This window comes from Paenibacillus sp. DMB5, from assembly GCF_001517085.1.
Lineage (GTDB): Bacteria > Bacillota > Bacilli > Paenibacillales > Paenibacillaceae > Paenibacillus_AQ.
Genome location: NZ_LRAC01000037.1, coordinates 62,712 through 86,693, shown reverse-complemented (window position 1 = coordinate 86,693; position 23,982 = coordinate 62,712). Strand labels below are relative to the sequence as shown.

The window sequence follows — 23,982 nt, the reverse complement described above, 5'->3', positions numbered from 1 at the left end:
CGAGCTTGCTACTCATGAATCTCCACAATTTTAGTGTTGACGAATTCGGGTACTGATTGGCCGTTTACTATCGAGCGCAGTGTGCTGATAATAGCTTCCCCCCAGTGCTGTTCATTCTGTGAAATGATTCGGGTGATCTGCCCATTCTTCTGCGATTCCTTTACCTCAGGAGTCAGGCCGAATGCAATGTTGTATCGCTTCAGGCCTTTGGCCTTCCAGACCAGAATGGAGCTGGAGCTGGAAACGAAATCGAGGTTAATCAATGCACTGAAATGCGGGTGGGCGCTGATCATTTGCTCCTGCTGCCGCATCGCGCCTTCTTCTGTGCCATCGTTGTTGCGAATGTCCAGTATATCTATTTCTGACTGGTTCTTCAAATAGTCCTGGAGCCCCGCGAGCCGCTGGCTGAGCCCGAACATATGAGGCATGCCGGATTGTACAAGAATCATCCCTTTGCCGTTCAGAAGTTTATTAACCGCCTGACCTATAATGGCTCCAGTCTCGTAATTGTCTGCACCAATAAAGGCAACCCGCCCGCTGGCGGGAGAATCGGATTCGAAGCAGACCACAGGGATGCCTTTGAGTACGGCTTTGTTGATCACCGGGATTAAGGCTTGCGAATCGACAGGATCTATGGCAATTCCGTCTACGTCCTGTTTGATCATCATCTCCATGATCCGGACCTGCTGTTCCAGATTGGCTTCATCCGGGGCTTGAACCAGCAACTTAATGTTGTGGCCTGTGGCGGCTGCCTCCGAATTCTCCGTAATGGTCTCATAGGTCGGATTCACCATCGGGTAGATAATGCCAAAGACAAGCGGCGGTTTGTTAAATTCGGTAGGAGGAGAAGGTGTAATGTCCATCAATTCCTGCCTGTCGTTTCTGGTGCTATTACCTTCGCATCCGCTTAGGAGAAGCAGAAATGCCAGCAGCGGCAGCAAGAAACGTTTTGCTTTTCCTGAGCCTAATTTCATAGATTGCTCCCGCCTTCCCTGACCCTTCGGCCTTGATCCTCTGCAAAGCCATGCTTCCGGTATTCAGTAGGGGTCATGCCGGTGACTTTCTTAAACAGATTGGAGAAGTAATGCTGGTCGTTGTAGCCTACCTGATAAGCGATTTCAAACGTTTTGGACCGGGTCGTTTTTAGCAGCTCTTTCGCTTTGCTGATCCGGGTAAAAGTTAAATATTCGGTCATCGTCTGCCCGGTCTCCTGGCTGAAAATCTTGCTGAGGTGGCTGGAGCTGACGCCAATCTGTCTAGAAATATCGAAGAGGGAGAGCTGGTCATCATCATAGTGCTGACGGATGTGCAGCTTTACTTTGTCAATCAGCTCTCCATATTTATCCGAACCCTCCAGCCGCCATTTCCATAATTGCTCCAGCAGTGTAAGCAGGTAATCCTGGCACTCCTCAATACTTGCGATGTTGCGGATCTGTTGCTGCAGATTTTTCATTAAATCCTCCGTATTTCCGCCCGTCTGAAAGCTTCTCTTGGCCGTGAGAACCAATTCAAGCGTAAGATCGTTGATCAAATAATAGGCGTACATGGATTCCCAGTTTATCCCGCTCATCTCTGCTGTGAACTGCCTGATGAAGTCGGGTGCTTCTTTTGAAGAGCCGAGCTTTAGGAAATCAATCAGCCGGTTCCGGTCGAGGAGCACTCTGTTTGTTAAAGAATCAAAGGAAAACTCCCACAGCGCGGCTTTGTTTTGCTTAGATAGCTTCTTCCAGGTTTTCTCTTCCTCAGCTTCCAGATAAGAAATATGGATTCCCTGCAGCCGATCCTGAACATTGCCGAGAGAGAGCGACAGATCACAGTTAAATGCTGCCTTTAGCTTAATTTGCAGACTTTCTGTAACGGTCTTCAGCTTGCCGGAAAGCTCTTCTCTCAGACTTCCCTTCATAATCACTACAGTTTCTGTACAGCTTCGTTTATACATGAAAATATCCTGAAGCGCAGCCAGCCGTTCATCTATCAGCTGTTGGGCAGACCGGTATGTGTCATGGCCAATGTCTGTGTCCTGCGGACCGGAAGGGGACAAGGTTAGAATGGCAACCGCATAATAGGGAGTGGTAAGCTGCAATTCCAGCTGATCCGCTGCTTCAATGGCGGCTGCGGTGCCGATAAGTCCGCCGCACAGATCCGCAAACAGCTTTTCAGGAGTGTAGGCATATCGTCTTTTCAAGCGCTGTTCTTCATCAATTCGGGCACTTACCGCATGTAGCAGCTGGATAAGGTCCGCAGAGCTGAACGGCTTCAGGCAATAATCTTCCACGCCGAGCCGCAGCGCGGTCTGTGCATACTGGAAATCGTTGTGTCCGCTCAGAATGATAATCTTGATCTGCGGGAGCCGCTGGCGGACGACGGAACTAAGCTCGAGCCCGTCCATAAAGGGCATTTTGATATCGGTAATGAGAATGTCAGGAATCTGCTGTTCAATCAGCGGCAGGGCCAATTCGCCGTCAGGGGCGTCTCCGCAATAAATGAACCCCTCCTTCTCCCAATCGACACACTCCCGTATACTTTCACGAATCAGAATTTCATCATCGACCAGCATTACCTTCTTCATGTCAAGCCCCCTTGTTCTTGGGTATGCGTACGGAGATTGTTGTCCATTCCCCGGCAGTGCTGTCCAGCTGGAGTCCATATTCTTCTCCGAAATAAAGGCGCAGACGCTGATGCACATTCAGCAGCCCGAAACCGCCTTCCGAAAGATCGCTTTCTTCTGCCTGGGCGGGCTGATTCAATTGATTCCTAAGAAGCTCCAGCCGCTCAGCGGAGATGCCGATGCCGTTATCCGTGACGGTGAGTACGACCGATGAATGGCCTTCCGCATAACCGCTGACCGTAATCAATCCTTTGCCTCGTTTATTCTTGATTCCATGATAGATTGCATTCTCAATCAGCGGCTGCAGTGTCATATTGAGAATCGGATACTCCTCAAGCTCTGGTTCCACCTGAATCTGATACTCGAGAATATCCCGGTATCTCATCTGCTGGATGATCAGATAGCTCTGAGCATGCGCCAGCTCAGTACGGATCATGACCCAATCCCGCCCTTTGTTCAGACTGAGCCGAAAGAATTGAGACAGCGCTTTTACCAGATGGATGACACTATCATTCTTGCCCGCTTCAGCCAGCCAGACGATGGAATCCAGCGTATTGTACAGAAAATGGGGATTGATTTGCGCCTGAAGCGTGCGCAGCTCCGCCTTTTGCAGCAGTTTCTGCTCCCTGATGCTTTGCTCCAGCAGCCCCTTTATTTTTTCAACCATGATATTAAAGCTTTGACCTAAGTCAGCAATTTCATCATTGCCCGAAGGTTTGACTTTAGCCTCCAGATAGCCGCTTGCGGTCAGTCTCATTTTATGCTGAAGCAGCTGGATAGGCTGGGTGAGCTTGCGGGTCAATAAGAAATGAATGATGATGACGAATACAATGCTGAGCACCACACTGACAATGATCAGCTGCCGGATCCGGTTCGCCTCAGAGACCACCTCTTGAAGCGGTGCAAGCCCAACGACCTTCCAGCCTGTAGTGAGCGAAGGGGTATAGACAACAAACCATGGCTGTCCCTTCGTATTTAATACAAAGCTGTTGCGGCTGGACCATTCTGGAGCGGAAAAGTTTGTTGAGGTAAGAATATTCAAATCCTGCCTGCCGGCTGACGGCACATAGATAGGATGATTCTCCTGGTCCAGGATGCAGAAGAACCCTGTCTTGCCGATACTGACGTTTTCGCCAAATTCCTTAAAGAAGGAATCGTCTAAGTCAATAATAATGAAGCCAATGACTTCATGGGTAATCCGCTGCTTCACAGCCGCAATTATAGAAATAACGCCCTGGTCCGGGTAGGTAAAGCCATCAACGCGGTCAAATTCGGATGTCATGGCAGGAGGGACCCTAAGCACAGCATCCGGATACTGGGTGAGGATCTGGAAATGCGGATTGCGCAGCGGATTGATATTGGACTGGAAGACTCCCTTTCGTTCACTGATACCTTTGCCATACAGATTAATAAAGCTGATATTCATAACATCTTCATATTTGTAGGTGTCCCTATAAAGTGTAAAAGTCTGCAGAATCTCCTTGGCTTCCTGATAGGTTTCCGACTGCGAGAACAGGAAGTGGATGACCTGCGGGTTCTTGCTCAATTCCAGCAGCCGTTCTGTGTCTGTAAACAGATTATCGATATTTCGTCCGAGCGTATCTGCCTGCAGCATGCTTGCCGCTTTACTGTGGCTGGAGATCGAAGCGTAGGATTTCTGGTAGGCGACAAGTCCAACTGCAATGAGCGGGATGGTGGTCAGTATGATGAACAAGACCAGCAATTTTGCCCTCAAGCTGGAGGAGATCAAACGTATCATCCTCATTGGTAATATCCCCTCAGTGTAAGATTCACATGGTTTCAAACCTTAGTGTATAACAAATACCGCCCTCTTGGGAGTGATAAAGAAAGCGCATCCAAAATCTACACGTTCCAAACAAAAATATACACCAAATTTAATATGAATCCTTAAAAACATAAAAAAAGAAAACAAATGGCAAAGCGAACCTGTATCTTGCCATTTTGAAAGCGGTTTATACTGGGGCCAACACCAAATGATGGTGAATGACAAAGGGGAGGAAATCAATTACATGAAGAGATTCGGGAAAATGGGAGCGGTTCTTGCGCTTACCTTATCTATGGTAATGCTCGGAGCGTGCGGCAATAACAACGAAGGAAATCAGGCGAATACCGGCAATCAGACAACTAAAGCTCCAGCGGCAAATACCGGCAATACGAAGGAAGCCAAAGATATCACGCTCGGATTCTCACAGGTTGGAGCGGAAAGCGGCTGGCGTAGCGCAAACACCAAGTCGATTCAGGATTCTGCCAAAGAAGCGGGTTATACCCTGAAATTCTCGGATGCGCAGCAGAAGCAAGAGAACCAGATTAAGGCGATCCGCTCTTTCATACAGCAAAAGGTAGATGTAATTGCATTTTCACCGGTCGTAGAATCCGGCTGGGATACCGTACTTAAGGAAGCGAAGGATGCGGGAATTCCGGTAGTCCTGACCGACCGTGCGGTAGATTCCAAGGATACTTCTCTGTATGTCACTTTCCTCGGCTCTGACTTCGTGGAAGAAGGACGAAAAGCAGGTGAGTGGCTGTCTGAGAAATATAAGGATACCACAGAGGATATCAACATTGTTGAATTGCAGGGAACTACAGGTTCTGCTCCGGCCAATGACCGGATGGCTGGTTTTGCTGAAGTGATTGCGAGCAATCCGCACCTCAAAGTAATTGCTTCACAGACCGGCGATTTCACACGGGCTAAGGGCAAAGAGGTTATGCAGGCCTTCTTAAAAGCCAATAAGGACATTGATGTTCTATATGCCCATAACGATGATATGGCACTCGGCGCGATTCAGGCGATTGAGGCAGCAGGGCTTAAGCCGGGCCAGGATATTACGATTATCTCCGTCGATGCTGTCAAGGACGGAATGCAGGCTGCAAGTGAAGGTAAAATCAACTTTATCGTGGAGTGCAATCCTATGCTCGGACCACAGCTGATGGACATTGTGCAGAATGTTGTAGATGGCAAGCCGGTAGAGGCGCGGATTGTGACGGAGGAATCGACATTCACTTCAGAGCAGGCGAAGGAAGCCTTGCCGAGCCGGTCATATTAATCGGTCAAACGGACTTATATGGTGCCACTCCGCCGGCTTCTCAAGCAGCTGACGGGGTGGTTTCTATGGACAAAGAGGAGTGGATGATGAAATGAGCACTCAGAAGCCCATACTGCAGATGAAGCGGATTCACAAGCGGTTTCCAGGTGTCAAAGCACTTAGTAATGTGAATCTCCGTCTGTTTCCAGGTGAGGTTCATGCATTGATGGGCGAGAATGGCGCTGGCAAGTCGACGCTGATCAAGGTGCTGACCGGTGTGTATTCGATAGATGAGGGCAGCGTGGAAATGGAGGAGGCCCCTATTTCGGTGCAGAGTCCGCTGGAGTCGCAGGCTGCGGGAATCAGCACGGTATATCAGGAAGTGAACCTATGCCCTAATCTGACAGTTGCAGAGAACATATTTATCGGAAGAGAACCGAGAAAATTCGGGAGAATTCTATGGAAGGAAATGAATAAGCGCGCTCAGGAAATCCTCAGCGAACGCCTGAATCTGCAGATTGATGTCACGGAGCCGCTCTATATGTATTCTGTTGCGGTGCAGCAGCTTGTTGCGATTGCCAGAGCGCTTAATATCTCGGCCAAGGTGCTGATTCTTGACGAACCGACTTCAAGTCTTGACAAGAATGAGGTGCAGCAGCTCTTCCGGATCATGGAGAAGCTGAAACAGGATGGGCTGGCGATTCTGTTTGTCACTCATTTTTTGGATCAGATGTATGAGATCTCTGACCGTGTAACCATTCTGCGGAACGGTGAGTTTGTCGGCGAATACATGGCCAAGGATCTGCCGCGGCTGGATCTTGTGCTCAAAATGATCGGCAAGGAGCTTAACTTATTGGAGGAATTGCCTAGTCTGGCTGAAGAGTATAAGGATTCTCTAGGTGAAGAATTGGTCAAGGCGGAAGGTCTGGGGCGCAAAGGAGCTATCGAACCCTTCGATCTGTCCATCCATAAAGGAGAAGTAGTGGGACTTGCCGGTCTGCTCGGATCAGGCCGGACGGAGGCGGCCCGCCTGTTCTTCGGTGCCGACAAGCCGGACTCCGGCAAACTGAGATTCTCTGGAAGAAGCGAAGGTGTCCATACTCCCCGTGAAGCGATCGGCCGCCGGATTGCATTCTGCTCAGAGAACCGTAAAACGGAGGGGATTATCGGCGATTTGACCGTCAGGGAAAATATTATCCTGGCTCTCCAGGCCAAACAAGGTGTATTCCGCACCATTTCCCGCAAACAGCAGGAAGAGTATGCAGATGAATATATCTGCATGCTGAACATCAATCCTCCGAGTCCCGACCATCTGATTAAGAACCTGAGCGGTGGGAATCAGCAAAAGGTGCTGCTGGCCAGATGGCTGCTGACTTCACCACAGCTGTTCATCCTTGATGAGCCTACCCGGGGAATTGACATTGGAGCTAAAGCGGAGATTCAGAAGCTGGTGCTGTCACTGTCACGACAAGGCATGTCGTTTCTGTTCATTTCCTCCGAACTGGAGGAGGTGCTGCGCGTAAGCGGCCGGATTGCCATATTACGTGACCGCCGTAAGGTTAAGGAAATCTCGGGCAAAGATATGAGCCAGCATCAAATTATGCAGGCAATTGCGGGGGGCTGAAACGGGAATGGGAAAACTATACAAGCATCATCTATTCTGGCCGCTTTGTATCCTGGCTGCATTGCTGCTGTTCAATCTGCTCTATTCGCCGGATTTCTTTTCAATCACAATGCATGATGGACATCTATACGGCAGTTTGATCGATATTCTGAATTTCGGTGCCCCGCTGATACTGGTGGCCATCGGGATGACACTGGTCGTGGCTACCAAAGGCATCGACCTGTCAGTAGGTTCAATCGTCGCCATCTCAGGTGCACTTGCCTGCCTGACCATCAGTAAAGGCACAGACCAGAACGCGCTGGGTCTGATTGTAATCTCTATTCTGCTTGCCGTCGGACTGTCGGTCCTCCTCGGGGCGTGGAACGGTCTGCTGGTCTCGGTAGCCGGAATTCAGCCGATTATCGCTACACTGATTCTAATGGTAGCCGGACGCGGAATCGCCCAGTTAGTGACCGGAGGGCAGATTATAACGGTTAGCAGCAGCAAATACTCCTACATTGGCTCGGGGGCGCTGGCCACACTGCCGTTTTCTATTTTTGTAGTAGTTCTGATGCTGGTTGTCGCCTTGCTGCTTACCCGCAAAACATCACTGGGCTTGTTCATTGAGTCGGTCGGATGCAATCCGACGGCAAGCCTTATGGCGGGCATCCGGGCAAATTGGGTCATTCTATCGGTCTATGTATTCTGCGGGGTGTGCGCAGGGATCGCCGGACTGTTACTCAGCTCCAATGTCTCGAGTGCAGATGGTAACAATGCGGGGCTATGGTATGAGCTTGATGCGATTCTGGCCGTCGTGATTGGAGGAACCTCACTGAACGGTGGACGTTTCTATCTTACAGGAACGGTAATTGGTGCGCTGATTATTCAGACACTGACCACTACGATCTATATGATCGGTGTACCTCCGGAAATCACGCTTGTTGTTAAGTCGTTTGTTGTTCTTGCTGTCTGCCTGATTCAGTCCGACAGCTTCCGGGCCGCCATTTTCTACCGCTGGAAGACGCGCCATTACCCCGGAGAAAAGGAGAGTATCCGTCATGTCTCTTAACCGCAAATATATACCTATTGTTGTAACGATTCTATTATTCCTTCTGATGTTCACCGCGGGCTCCTTCCGGTACACCGGCTTCTTCTCACTGCAGGTGCTCATGAACCTGCTTATAGACAATGCGTTTCTGCTTATTACAGCCGTTGGAATGTCGTTTGTCATTCTATCGGGCGGGATCGATCTGTCTGTCGGATCCATTATCGCACTCTCCACCATGGTTTCTGCCAGCCTGGTGCAGCAGCATGGCTGGTCGCCCGCGGTTGTTATACCACTGGTGCTGCTGATGGGGGCTGCATTTGGATGCGGGATGGGCGCCATTATTCATTACTTCAAAATTCAGCCGTTCATCGTGACACTGGCAGGGATGTTTATGGCCAGAGGGTTATGTTATGTGATCAGTATTGATACAATAACGATCGATAATCCGTTCTACGCCTCTGTAGCACAGACCAAAATTGCCCTGCCGGGCGGAAGCTTCATCTCGATCAGTGCCATTATCGCCTTAATCATTACAGCTTTAGCGATCTTCATCGCCCACTATACCCGTTTCGGACGCAATGTATATGCGCTGGGAGGCAGTGAGCAATCCTCGCTGCTGATGGGACTTCCTGTAGCACGCACTAAAGTTTTAGTTTATACTTTAAGCGGATTATGTTCTGCACTTGCCGGCATTGTGTTTACTTTTTATATGCTGTCAGGATACGGGCTTCATGCGGTAGGCTTTGAGCTTGATACGATTGCCGCTGTAGTTATCGGAGGAACGCTGCTCACGGGCGGTGTAGGATATGTACTTGGAACCTTTTTCGGGGTACTCATTCAAGGTGTAATTCAAACGATCATCAGTTTTGAAGGTACTTTGAGTTCCTGGTGGACCAAAATTGTTATCGGCCTGCTGCTGTTCGTATTCATCCTTCTGCAGCGGGTATTAAGCGCGAACCGTTCTTCACTGAAACAATAACAAGGAATATATGCATTGGGAGACAGTTTTATCTGTTTCCCAATGTTTTGTTATGTTAAATGAAATCGCTACCACAAAGGAGGGTCATCCATGAAACTGGTAAAATGGTGTCTGATTTTGGGGTTGCTGCTCATGCCGGGCTGTTCCAAGAGCAGCGGGGAAAGTTCTCTGCCTACAACGCCTCCGCCCGTTTCCCCCTTAATTACTAATTTCGAACCTCCTGGCGAGCCGAATCCCATGAAGCCTATTATTCTGGGATTCTCCCAGCTTGGCTCAGAAAGTACTTGGAGGGAAGCGAATACGGCCTCCATCAAGGAGGCGGCCGAAGAAGCTGGAATAACGCTGCTGATGACCAATGCTGAACAGGATCAGAACAAGCAGTTTGAGGCGATCCGTTCTTTCATCCGCAGAGATGTGGATATGATTGCTATTGCACCTGTAGTGCAGACGGGCTGGGAAGCTATTCTTGAGGAAACCAAGGAGGCTGGTATACCGGTCATTATCTTGGACCGGTCTGTGAACGTGGAGGACAGCTCGCTCTACATTACTTTTATCGGGTCCGATTTTTACGAAGAAGGTGTGAAGGCAGCCAAATATATGATGGATCGAATGCGCCATCACTCCGGTATCATTCAAATCGCTGAGCTGCAGGGAACGGTGGGATCAACCCCTTCTATCGACCGTGGATTAGGTTTCCGGAAGACCATTGAGGCAAATGTTAATTATCAGATCACTCAGACGAAACCGGCAGACTTCACTCAGAAACGCGGCCGGGAGGTTATGAGGGAGTTTTTGCAGCAGCCTCAAGAGAAGTGGCCCCAGGTGCTGTTCTCCCATAATGATGATATGGCAATAGGTGCAGTAGAGGCGATCAAGGAGGCCGGTTTGAAGCCGGGCAGCGATATCATCATTATTTCTGTAGACGGCACCCGGCGCGCATTCGAGCAGATGGTTGACGGGAATATTAATGCGGTTGTGGAATGTAATCCGCTGCTTGGCCCTTTGCTGATGCAGGCTGTAAAAGAAATCATGGCCGGGAGAACACTGCCCAAAAGGATGGTCACACCCGAGGATATTTTCACTCAGGATCTGGCTGCTAAAGAAGTGGAGTACCGTAAATATTAGGAGGAGCCGGATGCTGGAGCAGTACAGCGCTGCATGCTATTTTAAACCTAAGTATGATAGTATATTTGTTGTAAAGAAGAACTTGGAAATCATATTTTTTACAAGGAGTTGCTAACAGTGGATCAGAAAGCAGCGGATATTGCAGCCAACGAAACACCCGAAGGAACACAGATTTTGTATGGGGATTTTGCGGAAGGAGGGTCCTATTATTCTTGTACTTACCGTCCTGATGTAGTTTACGCGACCTACGGCGATGTGGAAAGAAAACTGCAGATTATCCTGCCGTCCCGAAGTGGCTATAAGTTTCCTCTAGTCGTCTTTATCCAAGGTTCTGCATGGAGAAAACAGGATGTATACTCCGGTCTTCCTAATCTCTCTCATATTGCAGCAAAAGGGTACGTGATAGCCAGCGTTGAAATTCGGGACACCGACATCGCACCCTTCCCGGCAGCAGTTGAAGATGTAAAATGTGCAATCCGGTATATGCGTAAACATGCTGAGGAGTATGGAATTGATACGGACCGTGTAGCGGTATGGGGAGATTCCTCCGGCGGACACCTTTCCTTAATGACGGGGCTTACCATGGGCGAGTATGATAACGGTCTGTACAGTGAACAATCGGACGAGGTTAGCGCAGTCATCGACTATTACGGGGTTTCGGACCTGCTGACCTTAGGAAAGTATAATAATATTCTTGACCACGATGCAGCCGACTCTCCGGAAGGCTTGTTCATTGGCGGGGCAGTAAAGGAACATACGGAATTGGCGAAGAAGGCGAGCCCTGTTCATCAGGATTTATCTAAAGCGCTTCCGCCATTTTTGATCGTGCATGGAGACAGTGACCATATTGTACATATTAATCAGAGCATAGAGATGTATAAAGCCTTGAAAGCGCATGGACAGAACGTATTATTCTATAAAGTGGCAGGCGCGGATCACGGGCCAGGCTTCTGGAGTCCTCAGGTGCTTGATATTACAGCTAAATTTTTATCTGCTCACTTAAACCGGCCACGCTGAGGAGGGATCACATGGAATTTGAGGAAGTGCTCACTGTACATGTGCAAATAGAGAAGTCGACCGAATTACGCAATAACGACGATGATTCCGTAGTCATGATTTCTTTCACCGGCACCGTGACGGGAAAGTATTTCACGAATCCGTCTAACGGTTTTCTTGAAGAATAAGCAGTTGGTAAGCAATACACCAAGAGTTCAGCCTGTAAGGTGCGGAACTCTTTTTTTATTGCTACAAAAAAGGGACCTGTAGATTCCTGTTTAATTAAATGCACCTGCATGACTCAACGCCAAATAGGTCATTATGAGGCGATGGAACCTGCTTTTCTAAAGCATCAGTGACTATATCTTCTACATTTGCTTTACCAGTTAAGCTAACCATTAGACTCATACAGTTAGCCCCCTGTCATTAAATATTTTACTTATTCTAAGGGAAAACAAATATGTTGTCTATTAACAAAATTCTCTTTACAGGTGATTAAAGAATGTAACGAAAAGTGTTAAGGCCATCCTTTTCGGGATGGCCTTTCCTTAGTCTAAATGCGCTCTCCTTTACCCCTAACCTTGAGCTGCATCCGTGTTCATGTAGTTGATTGCCCACATATGGCCGTCCAGGTCCTCGAAGGCCCAATGATACATGAAGCCGTAATCCTCAGGCTCTTCATACGATTTCCCGCCCAGGGAGACCGCAGTATTCACGATTTCATCCACTTTTTCCCGGCTCTCGAAGGCCAGTGCAATCGTCATTTGCGCATATTTTTCCGTATCAACGGTTTCCTTCTGCGTGAGCGACTTTAAAATTTCTTTGGTGAGCAGCATAACCTGCAGGTTATCACCGATTACGATGGCTACCGAGTCTTCATTATCGGGGAATTGCGGGCTCAGCTCGAATCCGAGTCCGGTGAAGAATGCCTTAGATTGCTCTACGTTGTTTACCGGCAGATTGATGCTCGTGAAGGTGGACGTTAATGCCATTTTTAAACACCCCATCATCAAATTGGAATAAGCAGATGCAAACCCAGTATAGCAACGAACCTCTCAACATACCAGAGTTACACGTAAGCCGGAGTCTGATTGGGGGCACTATAGTTTTGAACGGGAAAGTAGTACGGTACATTTATCGCTGCTCAGCATACCTCCACCAGGCAAATGTTCCGGCTATTCCGGCTACTCCCGTATACGCAAGAATCATGATACTGCCGAGCTTTAAAGAACCGGTGCTTTGAAATACCGACGGGATGGTCCACGGAAAATAGGGGGCAAATCCAAAGGAGGCCAACACGCTGGAAAGAATAACGATGATCAGGATGAGTCCGAGTGGTGCCAGGTATCCCTTGGTCACATTGGCCAAAAGTGTGCCTGGTGTGGTAACAAAGATGTACAACAGTGATGTTAAAAGGAACCTCAAGAAGATACTCCAGATGAAAGAAGCTGACCCGCCCTCAACACCCAGGATAGCCCCCGCAGCAAAGCCGATGGCAAACATATAGACGGAAAGCAACAGGCACCACGCTAGAATGGCAAGAAATTTGGACAGTACTATTTTCGGTCTGGAAACGGGCTTGGCAAGCAAATCTTTAATGGTTCTATCTGAAAACTCCCGTCCAAATACCCAAGCCGCGATAAAGGTGTACCCAATCAGTCCAAGCGGGGCAAGCGTATCAAGCAATTCGGTGAAATACTGTTCCCAATGGATGCCGCCGGCGCCGCTGGATAAAACAATGCCTACTCCCATCATGATTGGCCCAAATCCTAAAACAAGAAACATCAGCCAAAACACATTGGCGCGGATAATCTTGCGGGTCTCACAATGTAAAACAGAAAATAGATTCATTATTTATTCCCCCTGGTCATACCAATGGTGCGGAGAAAATATCCTTCCAAATCCTCCGTAATCACCTGAAGCGAGGTTGGCGGCTGATTGCATTTCACCAGCAGTTCGGCCAGCCGCTCAGGACGATCCGCTGCGTGGTCACCGATTAGTTTAATATAGCCGTCTATAGTCTCCTCAAATGCATAGCCATGCTCTTCAAGCACCTTCTTCAAAGCATGTTTGTCCCGGCCGCCTACCACTAAGCTTTTCTGTAAGTTTTGCTCCAGTTGATCCATAGCAACTTCTTTAACAAGATGGCCATGATGGATGATTCCAATGCGTGTGGACACTTTCGCGAGCTCCTCTAACAGATGGCTGGATAAAAAAACAGTTACGCCGAAATTTTTCGCCAGGTTATATAACATATCCCGTATCTCCGCTACGCCTGCGGGATCAAGGCCGTTGATCGGCTCATCCAAGATTAGAATTTGCGGATTGTGAATCATCGCTTTGGCAAGTCCCAGGCGCTGTTTGTTCCCTAAAGAGAGATGCTTTGCTTTCTTTTTTTGGTGCGGCTCAAGTCCCAGCTTATAGATAACCTGATGTACGGAATCTTTGTCAGGCACCCCCTGCATGCGCCTTGCGATGTCAAGATTCTCTACTACAGTCAGATCAGGATAAAAAGTAGCCTCCTCCAGATATCCAACGCTGCTCCATAATTTATAATTTCCGGCATCGACCTGTTCACCCAACATATAGAGCTTGCCGGAGGTTGGCTTCAGCATCGCCAGGAGCAGCTTAATAGTCGTTGTCTTCCCGGCGCCATTCAGTCCCAGAAATCCGAATATCTCTCCCCGGTGCACCTCCAGCGAAAGATTATTTAATACGGTATAGTCTCCATATCTTTTCTGGACCCCGTCAATTTGTATAGCGGGCGTTCCGGCACTCTTATTCTTTGATAACATTCGCATAGCCTTTAACTCCTTCACGTTAATCCCTAAGATTGGCGGGGCGCAGCTGGCCCGAGCCCAATAGAGCAGAGCCAATTCAGCGCTACCTCATGCAGCACGTTGATGTTGTCTACCTGACAGTGCTCTAATCCGCCAAGCCGTCTATCCTCTATCGCGCAGAATGTCTTGTTTTTCGAGCCTGCCTGCTCGTAATTCTTCAAGGCTTGTGTCAGCGGGTTAGGCTGAACCAATATCTCTTCTGCACCATGCATTACAAGCAGCGGACATTCAATCTGGTGGAGTACGCCCTCAAGATCATAGGCAAAACGCGGATTCCCCGCAAAATCCTCCAGGCTTTCTGCCCCCAGAATTCTCATGCCGTGTGCGGCCAGACTTGGCGGCATCCATGAAAGCATAGCCTTCCAGTCGAAGGCATGCGTACCGCCGTCAGAGATGACGGCAGCAATCCGGTGATCGAACGAAGCGAACCGCAGGGAGTCGTAAGCCGCAAAACTCTCCCCGTGCACAATAATTTTGTCAGGATCAACTTCCGGCCGTGTGAGAAGAAAGTCAATGGCCCGGGAATGAAAAGCCTCGCTGTCGGCACGTCTCCCCTTACCCTTTTCGTACATTGAGAGACCGGTACCAGGCTGATCATAGACCAAAAAGTTATATCCGCACGAAAGAAAGGCAGGACCCAGCCAGAAATAATTTTCAATGGACCACTCGTCACCACCGTTTAGTGCAAACAGGGTCGGCTTTGGACCTTTGATCCAGGAAGGGGAGAAGAAGTATCCATCCAGCTTGACATCCTCGTAATCAATCTCAATTTTCTCCGGGCGGACATCGAAGTACTTTCCGGCAGCTTCGAAGAGCTTATTGACCTTTTTAAAAATACGGATTTTCTCGAGATCATTATCCATCACCGCATACTCTGCGATTCTGTAGTAATTGCAGGCGCGAATGTAGCAGTTCCGTGCGGTATACCAGTTGCCGGCTGTTTCGGCCTCCTTGCCGTGTCTTTCCAGTGCCTGAGCGGTTATGAGCCATTCCCTGTGCCATGTATCCTTGTCATCGGGGTCGATTTTTTTGCAGGCCTCGTAGATTTCGGTGACGTCCGTAGCACCAAGGCTTGCCATACCCAAAGCTTTAGTAACCTGGTATGACATCATGTAGTTATCGGGCCAGCGGCTGAACTCGATTGACATTTCCATATCCTCCTTATTAAGTTCCGGTAATTGCAGTTTTTAATGCTACAAGTCATTTTTACATTCAAAGGTAAAGCTGCTTTAAAAGAAAAATAAAGGTTTATAAAGAGGATATAAAAAACTATAAAACGCAAAAAAAAGGCTGCTGCCGGGTGTGAACACCCAGGCAGCAGCCTTTACCTTTGTTGCAGAAAGAAGAAGGACAACAATAACTCAGTGATGTGCAGCAAGGGGAAGGCTGAATCTGATCCCCAAACCGCCATATTCGGAAGGGTAGGCAGCAATTTCGCCCCCGTGGTGTTCAATAATAGATTTACAGCTTGCAAGCCCCAGCCCCAGCCCGCCCTTTTGGATTTGCCGCGATTTATCCACAGTGAAAAATTTAAGGAACAGTGAAGAAATATCCTTATCCGGCACTCCAACTCCATTATCCTCGATTTGGAAATAAGCATAATGTCCTTGCACGTATCCGGTCATATACACCTTCAGCTCATTTTTCCCTCCATATCTTACGGCGTTGCTGAAGAGGTTGCCGAAAACCCGGCGGATCATCGGTTCATTGACCATCAGCAATATATTGTCCGTGAATGAATGACGGTAAGCAAGCTCGTAGTCAAGTCCGGCCAGCTCATAGTCATATTCAAAAGCAATTTGTTCAAATAATTGTGATGCTTGTACGGGTGCAGCTACCATGGATTCCAGCTCCAGCTTTTCTTTAGTGAAGCTGGAGAAATCATTGATAAGCTCGACCATATAGGCTGACTTCCTTTGAATCAATTCATAATATTCCTGCTTTTCAGTTTCAGGTAAGTCCTTATGTGCAGCAAGCAGTTCAGTAAAACCGTTAATGGATGTCAGGGGTGTTTTCAAATCGTGGGCAATTGCCGCAATCATATCGGTTTGCTCTCTGTGGGCAAGTTGAAGTCTATGCTCCATTTTATTGAAGTGTTTATAAAGTTCTCCGATCTCGTCGTTACTCCTCAAAGCCAGCGGAGGCATCGGATGTACAATATTTACTTCTTCCAGCCGGGTATTTAGCAGCCGGATGGGTTTCTCTATGCAAAAATAAATGTAGATAATCAGAATAATAAATATAAATAGCGCAATGGCAAATATGGGCAGAAGCAAGGCTATATATCGTGAGTCCAGCAAGGTGCCGGGTATAGGGGAATACACTGCAAAGACAAACTTCAAGTACAATCCAATGGAAAACATAAGAATTAGCAGCATCAGCAGAAATAAGAGGGGAAGCTTTATTTTCAGTTTCATACTATTGCTCTCTTTCCGTATATTTATATCCTATGCCCCATATGGTTTTGATAAAGTTAAATTCAGTACCCAGCTTCTTACGAATATTTTTAATATGGACCGTTACGGTATTTAACTCCCCGTATTCATCTCCCCAGACATTTTCATAAATCTGCTCACGAGTCAGTACCTGATTGGGATGATGCATAAGAACAGACAAAATTTGAAATTCCTTCGTAGATAAGTCGAGCTTCCTGCCATGCAGAAAGGCTTCAAACGTTTTATCATTCAAAATGAGCGGAGCATCCGCCTTTTCGTTAACGGGACTCAGTTCTTCCCACTCTTTAAACAGCCTGTCCACTTTTCTGAAATGGGCCTTTATCCTGGAGGCAAGCTCCTGAATACTGAAGGGTTTGGTCATGTAATCATCTGCCCCTATTTCTAGACCGACGATTTTGTCAATGTCCTTATCACGCGCACTTAAAAACAGGATGGGAGCATTATAAGATTGCCGGATGCTTCTGCAGACATCATGTCCATCCATATCAGGCATCACGATATCCAGAACGATGAAATCAATCTGGTTTTCTTCCAATGCAGCCAAGGCTTCTTTGCCGGAGTATGCCGGAATTGTTGCAAATTGCTCGTACCTTAAACTTTTTGTGATGAGTTTTACGATCTCTTTATCGTCGTCTACAACTAATATCGTTTTTGGCATTTTATACCTCCCAACTTCTGAACCCAACTAGAACCATTTAGCTTCAAAGCCCCTGTTTGATTAAACGCCAGATACGCTCAAACCTGTCCTGGTAGTCAGGGAAATTCCATGAATCTTTAAAAGAGGGGAGACTAAATACTGCAAATGCAGAGAGAATCGCCTCTGCCCGTTCGAAGCGGGGATCGTGATATTCCATGATGCCGTCAATAATCTGGTAGGAATCCCAGAGAACGTCACGTAATACGAGCGGATTGCTGTCTACATATTGCGTATTCAAGGCAAACATCTTGGGATTCTCGTTATAGGCGCGTTTTTTGGCATTCGCAAATGCCCAGAGCCAATCGTGGAGTAATTCCTTCGGCTTCGCCGAGTTAGTCATGTCGATTTGGATTTGTTCTGAAATCATCCGGTTGAACCAGCTCTTGGAGACGGCAGCCCAGAGCTCCTGCTTATTTTTAAAGTGTTTATAGAGCGCTGCGTGGGTGATACTTAATTCATCCGCAATTTGCGAGAGCGTCACTTCAGATTTATCCGTACGCTCCATTAATGCTTCAGCGGTTTCAATAATGAGCTCCTGTGTGATTTTAGCCATCCTGCTGCCAGCCTTTCTTCTTCAATAAATGCCTTAATCATCATTTATACCTGTCTGTATTTTAGCATATACAATAGCAGGTAACAATTGTTGACTTTTGTAACCTGGGGTATTATGCTTGTTGTGTAAGTTACAAAAACTAATAAATGTTACTTATTCTTCAGTGCAAAGGGGCTATTATTTATGAAAGCAGCACAAATCACCAAATATTCAAAAAAGTTTAAAGTGGAAGTCAACGATATTCCAATCCCGGAAATAAGTGATAACGAAGTCTTGGTCAAGGTGAAGGCAGCAGCGGTTAATCATTTGGAATTGCTTATCGCAACCGGGAGCGTGAAGCTGATCCAGGATTATAAGTTTCCACTGGTACTCGGTAATGAGCTGACGGGTGTTATTGAGAAGGTAGGTAAGAACGTCCATGATTTTAAAGCGGGTGATGCCATTTATTCACGTCTGCCGCTACACAAAATCGGTGCTTTTGCTGAGTACGCGGCGATTAGTGCAGATGCTATCGGGCACCTACCTGCTAATCTGGACTTTGTGACTGGTGCTGCTGCGCCATTAACAGGATTGACTGCCTATCAAGGATTACACGAGGAATTAGCTGCTAAAGCCGGCGAAAGCGTGTTTATTACCGGAGGTTCGGGTTCATTTGGCCAAATGGCTATTCCTATCGCCAAAAGTATGGGGCTTAAGGTCATTGTCAGCGGAAGCCCGCAAGCCCGTGAACGGACGATGGCAGCCGGTGCCGACCAATATATTGATTACACGACAGAGAATTACTGGGAACAGCTTCGTGATTTGGATTATGTGATGGATACCTTGGGACCAAGCGAATTTGATCATGAACTTGCCATTATTAAAGCAGGCGGCCGACTTCTTTCTCTGCGTACCGGTCCTAACAAACGTTTTGCCGAAGGTATAGGCTTATCAGGCTGGAAGCTCAAGCTCTTCACCATTGCCGGGGCTAAGTATGACTACAAAGCGAAGAAAAAGAATATTCAATATCATTTTATTTTTGTGCGCAGTGACGGCGAACAGTTGAAAAAAATTACGAAGATCATTGAAGATCACGGGATTGTACCTGCGGTGGACCCGACAGAATTCCGCATAGAGGACATTAACGAAGCACTGCATTTTGTTGCAACAGGTCATCCCAAAGGTAAAGTCATTATTCAATTTTAAGGGGAGGAGATGATGAAGATTGAAATTAGGAAAAAGAACCCTGGGGCAAATGATTCTTAAATAATTTATTCTTTACCGGTCGTTCTAATTTTGGTATACTGAGGCAAGTTAGATCTAACCGTGTAGTTTTTTTACTTTAATTAGAATGATCATTCTCAAAACATCTGAAATCACAATACTTATTTTAAAAGGGAGAGAATAGCAATGAAGTACACAGTGATCACAGGAGCAAGCTCAGGTATAGGATATGAGGCCGCATTGGCGTTCGCTGCCCGTGGCAAAAACTTAATTTTGGCAGCCAGAAGAACAGACAAATTAGAAGAGCTTAAATCAGCCATTCATGAGATTGATCCAAATGTAAAGGTTATTGTTCGTTCAACCGACCTGTCTGTTACAGAACAGGCTTACACACTCTACAACACCTTGAAGGAATACCAGATTGAGACCTGGATTAACAATGCCGGGCTTGGTGAAGCTTCTTTTGTAGCAGAACAGAATTTAGATAAAGTTGAAACGATGTTACGTGTTAATATCGAATCCTTGACGATCCTATCTACACTGTTTGTGCGGGATTATGCTGATGTAGAAGGCACTCAGTTAATTAACGTATCATCCGCTCTCGGATATGCTATTGCTGTTGGAAGTGTTACTTACTCTGCATCTAAATACTATGTGAGTGCCTTCACCGAAGGGCTTGCCAAAGAACTGGAGCTTAAAGGTGCTAAATTAAAAGCAAAAGTGTTGGCACCGGCAATAACCGAAACCGAGTTTGTGAAGAAATCAATAGATGCTGAAGAATTTGATTACAAAGCTAACATGCCTAAGTACCACACGGCCAAACAAATGGCGGGTTTCATGGTAGACCTTTATGATAGCAACGATGCCGTAGGTATTGTTGACCAGAACTATGACTTTAATCTGAGAAGCCGCATCTATCCAGTCATCTCAGAGCTCTAATTATAATCAGATTTGCTTATATGAAGAGCTAGTCCGGATTATCCTACGCTTATAAGAGGATTTGTTTTCAACAATTCCTCTTATACTCTGTAGCCGTCATTCCATAATATTTTTTGAACGCATTACTGAATTGCTCCGGTGTACCGTATCCCACTTGTGCAGCAATATCACTAATAGAAGTGTCTGTTGTAAGCAGTATACGTAATGCTGCGCCCATTCGCGCCTGCAGCTTCTTATCTTTAAAGGCCATGCCGTATTGCTTGTATACCATCCGTTCCGTCTGTCTGGTGCTTAGCCCCAGCTGGTCAGCAAGCTGCTGCAGCGTAATGGAATCGTAGTGGTACAGGAAGCTGTTTTCAATCAGTAGCAGCCTGCTGTCGTCAAGGGTCTTCAGAGGAAGGGATTGAGTGGACGCGTGATTCTTACTGTATTGTCTTATTAGCCGGATCACAATCATCTCAAGAATATTAGTTGCCATATGATGAACACCGGCCTGCTCCAGAGAGAGCTCATCCGCAAGCATTTCAAACAATCCGAGCATATTTCCGCTGTCTTGTCCGATCCAGAAGGGAGTGGACAGCAGCAGCTCTGGAAGAGACGGCTCCTTCACGAAGGTTCGCTTGACCATAGGGAGAACGGAGTTGCCGGGCAGAATCTCGAAAAAGATGCAATATTCCGCCATCGGATCCTCCGGGTGAGGGATCTGCTCATGAGCGACCTCCGGTCCGGTCACATATATCGTGCCGGGTGTAATCGCATAGCGTTTTCCTTGCGCGTACAAGGTGCCGTGACGGCCGGGATATAATGAAGCTCATAGCTGTTGTGGCTGTGACTGTGCTCGGGCATGGGTCTGTAGAAATAGCCGAATTTGACATACAACACGTTCAGTACAAAGCCTTCAAGGTTCAGCTTGATATCCATATGATCAATGTTGATGCTGGGTAATTTCATGCTCTACCTCCTGTAAAAATGCGACACCTTTCCGGCTTCCTTGTCATCTCTAAGGATAACGAATCTAAACTCCCATTGATATAATTATTTTGCATTCAGAATCAGCCTTTCAGGAGGATACCAGATGACAAGAGTACCAGGCACAGGACGCATGTATCGGAAAGGAAATTACGCTAGCACATATACAGAGGTTCCTGCTGTCCATCCCGGCAATGCTTGGCGGGAGGGCATGATCAGCGGAAACGGGGAGAACGGGTATATCACCTCCGGCTCGCCCTACTCGGACAGCTTTATTTTTCAGTACATGTGGTTTAACTTTCCTTCCAGAGACCCCAGAGACATTCCGGAGGAACTAACCGCTCAGCTCCCGGATGCCCGGCAGAACGTCTTCAGCCAAAATGATAGCTGGAAGATTACGGACGGGAACGGCGGGACGAGAAAGAGAACCTTTTACTATAGCTACCATCCGGGACATCAGCTCAGAGTTAACATACCCGATAAAGGAAGTTTGTGCAGGTTTGAGAGATGGACGAACTATGAAACGGCAGAGACGGGAGTGCGCTACAGTGATGAGAATGGGGAGTGGGTCCGCACATCTTTTACATCCCGGGAGGATAACGTTTCAATTACGAAGTTAACTTCATCTTCAACAGGGGCCAAGCTTCACTTAACCCTCTCCATAGACGACATTACCGCTTTGAGCGGGGCATATGCTGGCCCTAACGATTTGAAGGCACTCCAATATAAAAAGCTGGCGGATTCTAATGCGGATTATCTCGCGCAGGTCGTTCATTACCCTTCCTATCCGGGAAGTGAGCTGGCCTATGGAGGGTACGCAGGCTTGACCCGGGTTGTTGTGGTTAACGGTACTAAGGAAAAAGTTCTGCTGGCCGACAGCAGCCTTGAACCGATGAACGTGTCCGGGACAGCAACCCCTGCGGTTCAGGTTAAGGATGCCGATGCCGTATTTTTAATTACACGCTCCAGCAGAACGCATTCCATGGGGAAAATAGAAGATTTCTCCGCAATGACACAATACGAGATTGTAGACCAGCTCTTTCAAGTCACTAATGCAGTTGTACAGAAATATTCTGCTCCGGGCGGCGGGTTCGATTATAATGCAGCGCTTGCTGCCCATTCAGAGAAACATTCAGCAGAGTTTAACGCAGTAAGCTTCAGCATTGAAGGCGACGGGCAGGATAAGGACGCTGATAATCTGGGCTTAATCCATGCGCAAAAGTCAACTCCGCAAAGAGTCAATCATGCTTTTATGGAGCAGGTGTATAACCAGGGAAGGTATGCCATGATCTGCTGCAGCGGTGCAAGCGCACCGCGCTTGTATGGAATGTGGACGGGAGAATGGAACCCTGGCTGGCGCGGGATTTATACGCTTGATGCCAATGTGAATCTGCAGGTTGCCGCTATGAATACAGGCCATTTGACACAAGCGCAGCTTGGATATATTACTTTTTTCCTGAGGAATACTCCCGATTTTGAATATAATGCGCGGATGGCGTACGGCATGCATGATGCGCTGCAGGTATCCGTTAACTCTGACGGCGACCGCGGGATGCACGTGGAATATGACAATGATTATCCGTTTGAATACTGGAACGCGGGGGCAAGCTGGTGTCTTTTACCTATCTATGAGTACTGGCAGTGTTACGGGAACCAGCAGATTCCGATTAACGGCAACATGCGGTTACATGAACTAAAACCGGTACTTGGTGTTCGTGATGGAGGCCTGAATGATGAGGAATTCGCACAGCTTAAGGATAAAGGCTATTTGAATCTTGCAGAGAATATTCTGCTCCCCCTGCTGACCAAGCAGGCTAACTTCTGGGAGCAGCTATGCACACCGGAATACTACACGGATATTAACGGCAACGCATGTCACCAGCATGGCAAAACGCTACTAAATCCGGGTGAAAAATACCTGATCATTCCGGCGTATTCTCCCGAAAATCATCCCATCGGCTATAACAGCACGATTACAGCTAATGCCACTATGGATATTTCAGCCGCCCGGGATGGTCTATCCATGGTCATTGCAATGGAGCAGGCAGTCAAGAGAGAAGGCTATGAATACGCAATAGCTAAATGGGAGTCATTGCTTAAGCTGCTGCCGGATTACAAATACGATTCGGACGGTGCCTTACGCGAGTGGGCTATGAATGAATATATGGAGAATAACAACCACCGGCACTTGAGCCATCTCTATGCAGCATGGCCTGCCTATGAAACGCAGAACAATCCGGGGTTGGCCCGGGCTGCCAAGACCGCGATTGCCAACAGGGATCAATATAATACCGGAGATGATACCGCAGGGCATGGCTGGATGCATAAGGCGCTGGTCCAAGCCAGGCTGAAAAATGGTGACGGCGTGCTCTCCTCACTGCTTCCAATGATGAGGGATGCCGGGTACTACAGCTCCTTGATGACAGATCATGATTCTAACAGAAGGTGTAACTGCTACTGTTCGGATACCTCCTTCGGCACAGTGGCAGCCGTCAATGAAGCATTATTATTCTCGAATACCGGAGTAATAGAGGTTCTTCCGGCTTTGCCTTCCGATTGGCAAACCGGCTCCATTAATGGACTTATGGCAAGAACAATGGTCGAAGCTAAGGCATTATCCTGGGATTTGCCCGCAAGAACCGTACACGTGACACTGAACTCTCTCAGGGATGATAATACCATCCGCTTAAAGCCAGGGCTTCCATGGACAAAGGCTATGGTTAACGGGAGTGAAGCCAAGATAGAGCAGAATGAGCAGGGGAATTATATTCAATTAGTCCTTAGTGCAGGTGTAGAGGTTGATGTTGTATTTATATTGGCTGGGCTTAAAGCTAGCTGTCAATAACCCAAAATGCAGAGCAGCGATTATCCAGTAACGGGAGAATCGCTGCTCTGCTGTCTTTTCGTGTAGTAAATGTTCGG

General features: G+C 47.5%; 22 protein-coding genes. 10 read left to right on the top strand and 12 right to left on the bottom strand.

Annotated features, from left to right (window positions below; genetic code table 11):
- Positions 1-8: 8 nt before the first annotated feature.
- From AWJ19_RS07075 to AWJ19_RS07065, 3 genes are read right to left on the bottom strand one after another with little or no spacing between them, the layout of a single operon-like run.
- The gene (locus AWJ19_RS07075) at positions 9-974 is read right to left on the bottom strand and encodes a substrate-binding domain-containing protein (RefSeq protein ID WP_068722448.1); all 966 of its coding nucleotides are present in this window, start codon (positions 972-974) and stop codon (positions 9-11) included.
- The gene (locus AWJ19_RS07070; RefSeq protein WP_068722446.1) at positions 971-2,569 is read right to left on the bottom strand and encodes a response regulator; all 1,599 of its coding nucleotides are present in this window, start codon (positions 2,567-2,569) and stop codon (positions 971-973) included. The genes AWJ19_RS07075 and AWJ19_RS07070 overlap by 4 nt, the downstream gene beginning before the upstream one ends.
- A 1-nt stretch (position 2,570) precedes the next feature.
- Positions 2,571-4,373 carry a sensor histidine kinase gene (locus AWJ19_RS07065; protein WP_068722444.1) on the bottom strand — a complete coding sequence of 601 codons (1,803 nt, stop codon included), beginning with the start codon at positions 4,371-4,373 and terminating at the stop codon, positions 2,571-2,573.
- Positions 4,374-4,638: 265 nt separating this feature from the next.
- Between AWJ19_RS07065 and AWJ19_RS07060 the strand changes: the two genes are divergently transcribed.
- From AWJ19_RS07060 to AWJ19_RS34615, 7 genes are all read left to right on the top strand, one after another.
- Positions 4,639-5,673, top strand: coding sequence for an ABC transporter substrate-binding protein (locus AWJ19_RS07060; protein WP_068722594.1), 1,035 nt, complete (start codon positions 4,639-4,641; stop codon positions 5,671-5,673).
- A gap of 91 nt (positions 5,674-5,764) precedes the next feature.
- Entirely contained in the window at positions 5,765-7,276 is a 1,512-nt protein-coding gene (locus tag AWJ19_RS07055) for a sugar ABC transporter ATP-binding protein (RefSeq protein WP_068722442.1), read from the top strand.
- Positions 7,277-7,283: 7 nt separating this feature from the next.
- Positions 7,284-8,324 carry an ABC transporter permease gene (locus tag AWJ19_RS07050; protein ID WP_068722440.1) on the top strand — a complete coding sequence of 347 codons (1,041 nt, stop codon included), beginning with the start codon at positions 7,284-7,286 and terminating at the stop codon, positions 8,322-8,324.
- On the top strand, positions 8,314-9,282 hold the full coding sequence (yjfF, locus tag AWJ19_RS07045) for a galactofuranose ABC transporter, permease protein YjfF (RefSeq protein ID WP_068722438.1): 969 nt from the start codon (positions 8,314-8,316) through the stop codon (positions 9,280-9,282). The genes AWJ19_RS07050 and yjfF overlap by 11 nt, the downstream gene beginning before the upstream one ends.
- Positions 9,283-9,372: 90 nt before the next feature.
- Positions 9,373-10,407 carry an ABC transporter substrate-binding protein gene (locus tag AWJ19_RS07040; RefSeq protein WP_068722436.1) on the top strand — a complete coding sequence of 345 codons (1,035 nt, stop codon included), beginning with the start codon at positions 9,373-9,375 and terminating at the stop codon, positions 10,405-10,407.
- 117 nt (positions 10,408-10,524) lie between these two features.
- The gene (locus tag AWJ19_RS07035) at positions 10,525-11,424 is read left to right on the top strand and encodes an alpha/beta hydrolase (RefSeq protein WP_068722434.1); all 900 of its coding nucleotides are present in this window, start codon (positions 10,525-10,527) and stop codon (positions 11,422-11,424) included.
- 11 nt (positions 11,425-11,435) lie between these two features.
- Positions 11,436-11,591, top strand: a complete 156-nt coding sequence (locus tag AWJ19_RS34615; RefSeq protein WP_198536484.1) for a hypothetical protein — start codon at positions 11,436-11,438, stop codon at positions 11,589-11,591.
- A gap of 387 nt (positions 11,592-11,978) precedes the next feature.
- Here the strand turns inward: AWJ19_RS34615 and AWJ19_RS07030 are convergent, their stop codons facing one another.
- The 7 genes from AWJ19_RS07030 to AWJ19_RS07000 form a co-directional block, all read right to left on the bottom strand.
- Complete coding sequence (locus tag AWJ19_RS07030; RefSeq protein WP_068722432.1) at positions 11,979-12,395, bottom strand: VOC family protein; 417 nt, start codon at positions 12,393-12,395, stop codon at positions 11,979-11,981.
- A 142-nt stretch (positions 12,396-12,537) separates the two neighbouring features.
- A complete protein-coding gene (locus AWJ19_RS07025; protein WP_068722430.1) occupies positions 12,538-13,254 on the bottom strand; it encodes an ABC transporter permease in 717 nt (238 codons plus the stop codon).
- The gene (locus AWJ19_RS07020; RefSeq protein ID WP_068722428.1) at positions 13,254-14,204 is read right to left on the bottom strand and encodes an ABC transporter ATP-binding protein; all 951 of its coding nucleotides are present in this window, start codon (positions 14,202-14,204) and stop codon (positions 13,254-13,256) included. Before AWJ19_RS07020 ends, AWJ19_RS07025 begins: the two co-directional genes overlap by 1 nt.
- 26 nt (positions 14,205-14,230) lie before the next feature.
- A complete protein-coding gene (locus tag AWJ19_RS07015; RefSeq protein WP_068722427.1) occupies positions 14,231-15,391 on the bottom strand; it encodes an alpha/beta hydrolase in 1,161 nt (386 codons plus the stop codon).
- Between the two features lie 213 nt (positions 15,392-15,604).
- Positions 15,605-16,660: a HAMP domain-containing sensor histidine kinase gene (locus tag AWJ19_RS07010; RefSeq protein WP_068722425.1), complete on the bottom strand. Its 1,056-nt coding sequence runs from the start codon at positions 16,658-16,660 to the stop codon at positions 15,605-15,607.
- Position 16,661: 1 nt separating this feature from the next.
- Complete coding sequence (locus tag AWJ19_RS07005) at positions 16,662-17,357, bottom strand: response regulator transcription factor (RefSeq protein ID WP_068722423.1); 696 nt, start codon at positions 17,355-17,357, stop codon at positions 16,662-16,664.
- Positions 17,358-17,400: 43 nt separating this feature from the next.
- Positions 17,401-17,949: a TetR/AcrR family transcriptional regulator gene (locus AWJ19_RS07000; RefSeq protein ID WP_068722421.1), complete on the bottom strand. Its 549-nt coding sequence runs from the start codon at positions 17,947-17,949 to the stop codon at positions 17,401-17,403.
- 183 nt (positions 17,950-18,132) lie between these two features.
- On the opposite strand from AWJ19_RS07000, the gene AWJ19_RS06995 reads away from it, so the two are divergent.
- A complete protein-coding gene (locus AWJ19_RS06995) occupies positions 18,133-19,134 on the top strand; it encodes an NADP-dependent oxidoreductase (protein WP_068722419.1) in 1,002 nt (333 codons plus the stop codon).
- Positions 19,135-19,338: 204 nt separating this feature from the next.
- Positions 19,339-20,091, top strand: a complete 753-nt coding sequence (locus AWJ19_RS06990; protein ID WP_068722417.1) for an SDR family NAD(P)-dependent oxidoreductase — start codon at positions 19,339-19,341, stop codon at positions 20,089-20,091.
- 67 nt (positions 20,092-20,158) lie between these two features.
- Here AWJ19_RS06990 and AWJ19_RS06985 read toward each other — a convergent pair whose 3' ends face one another.
- Together AWJ19_RS06985 and AWJ19_RS06980 are read right to left on the bottom strand one after the other, a co-directional pair.
- A complete protein-coding gene (locus tag AWJ19_RS06985; protein ID WP_128083527.1) occupies positions 20,159-20,773 on the bottom strand; it encodes an AraC family transcriptional regulator in 615 nt (204 codons plus the stop codon).
- A gap of 47 nt (positions 20,774-20,820) precedes the next feature.
- The gene (locus AWJ19_RS06980) at positions 20,821-21,042 is read right to left on the bottom strand and encodes a hypothetical protein (RefSeq protein WP_068722413.1); all 222 of its coding nucleotides are present in this window, start codon (positions 21,040-21,042) and stop codon (positions 20,821-20,823) included.
- A 124-nt stretch (positions 21,043-21,166) separates the two neighbouring features.
- Between AWJ19_RS06980 and AWJ19_RS06975 the strand changes: the two genes are divergently transcribed.
- Positions 21,167-23,905: a glycoside hydrolase N-terminal domain-containing protein gene (locus AWJ19_RS06975; protein WP_068722411.1), complete on the top strand. Its 2,739-nt coding sequence runs from the start codon at positions 21,167-21,169 to the stop codon at positions 23,903-23,905.
- Positions 23,906-23,982 lie beyond the last annotated feature (77 nt).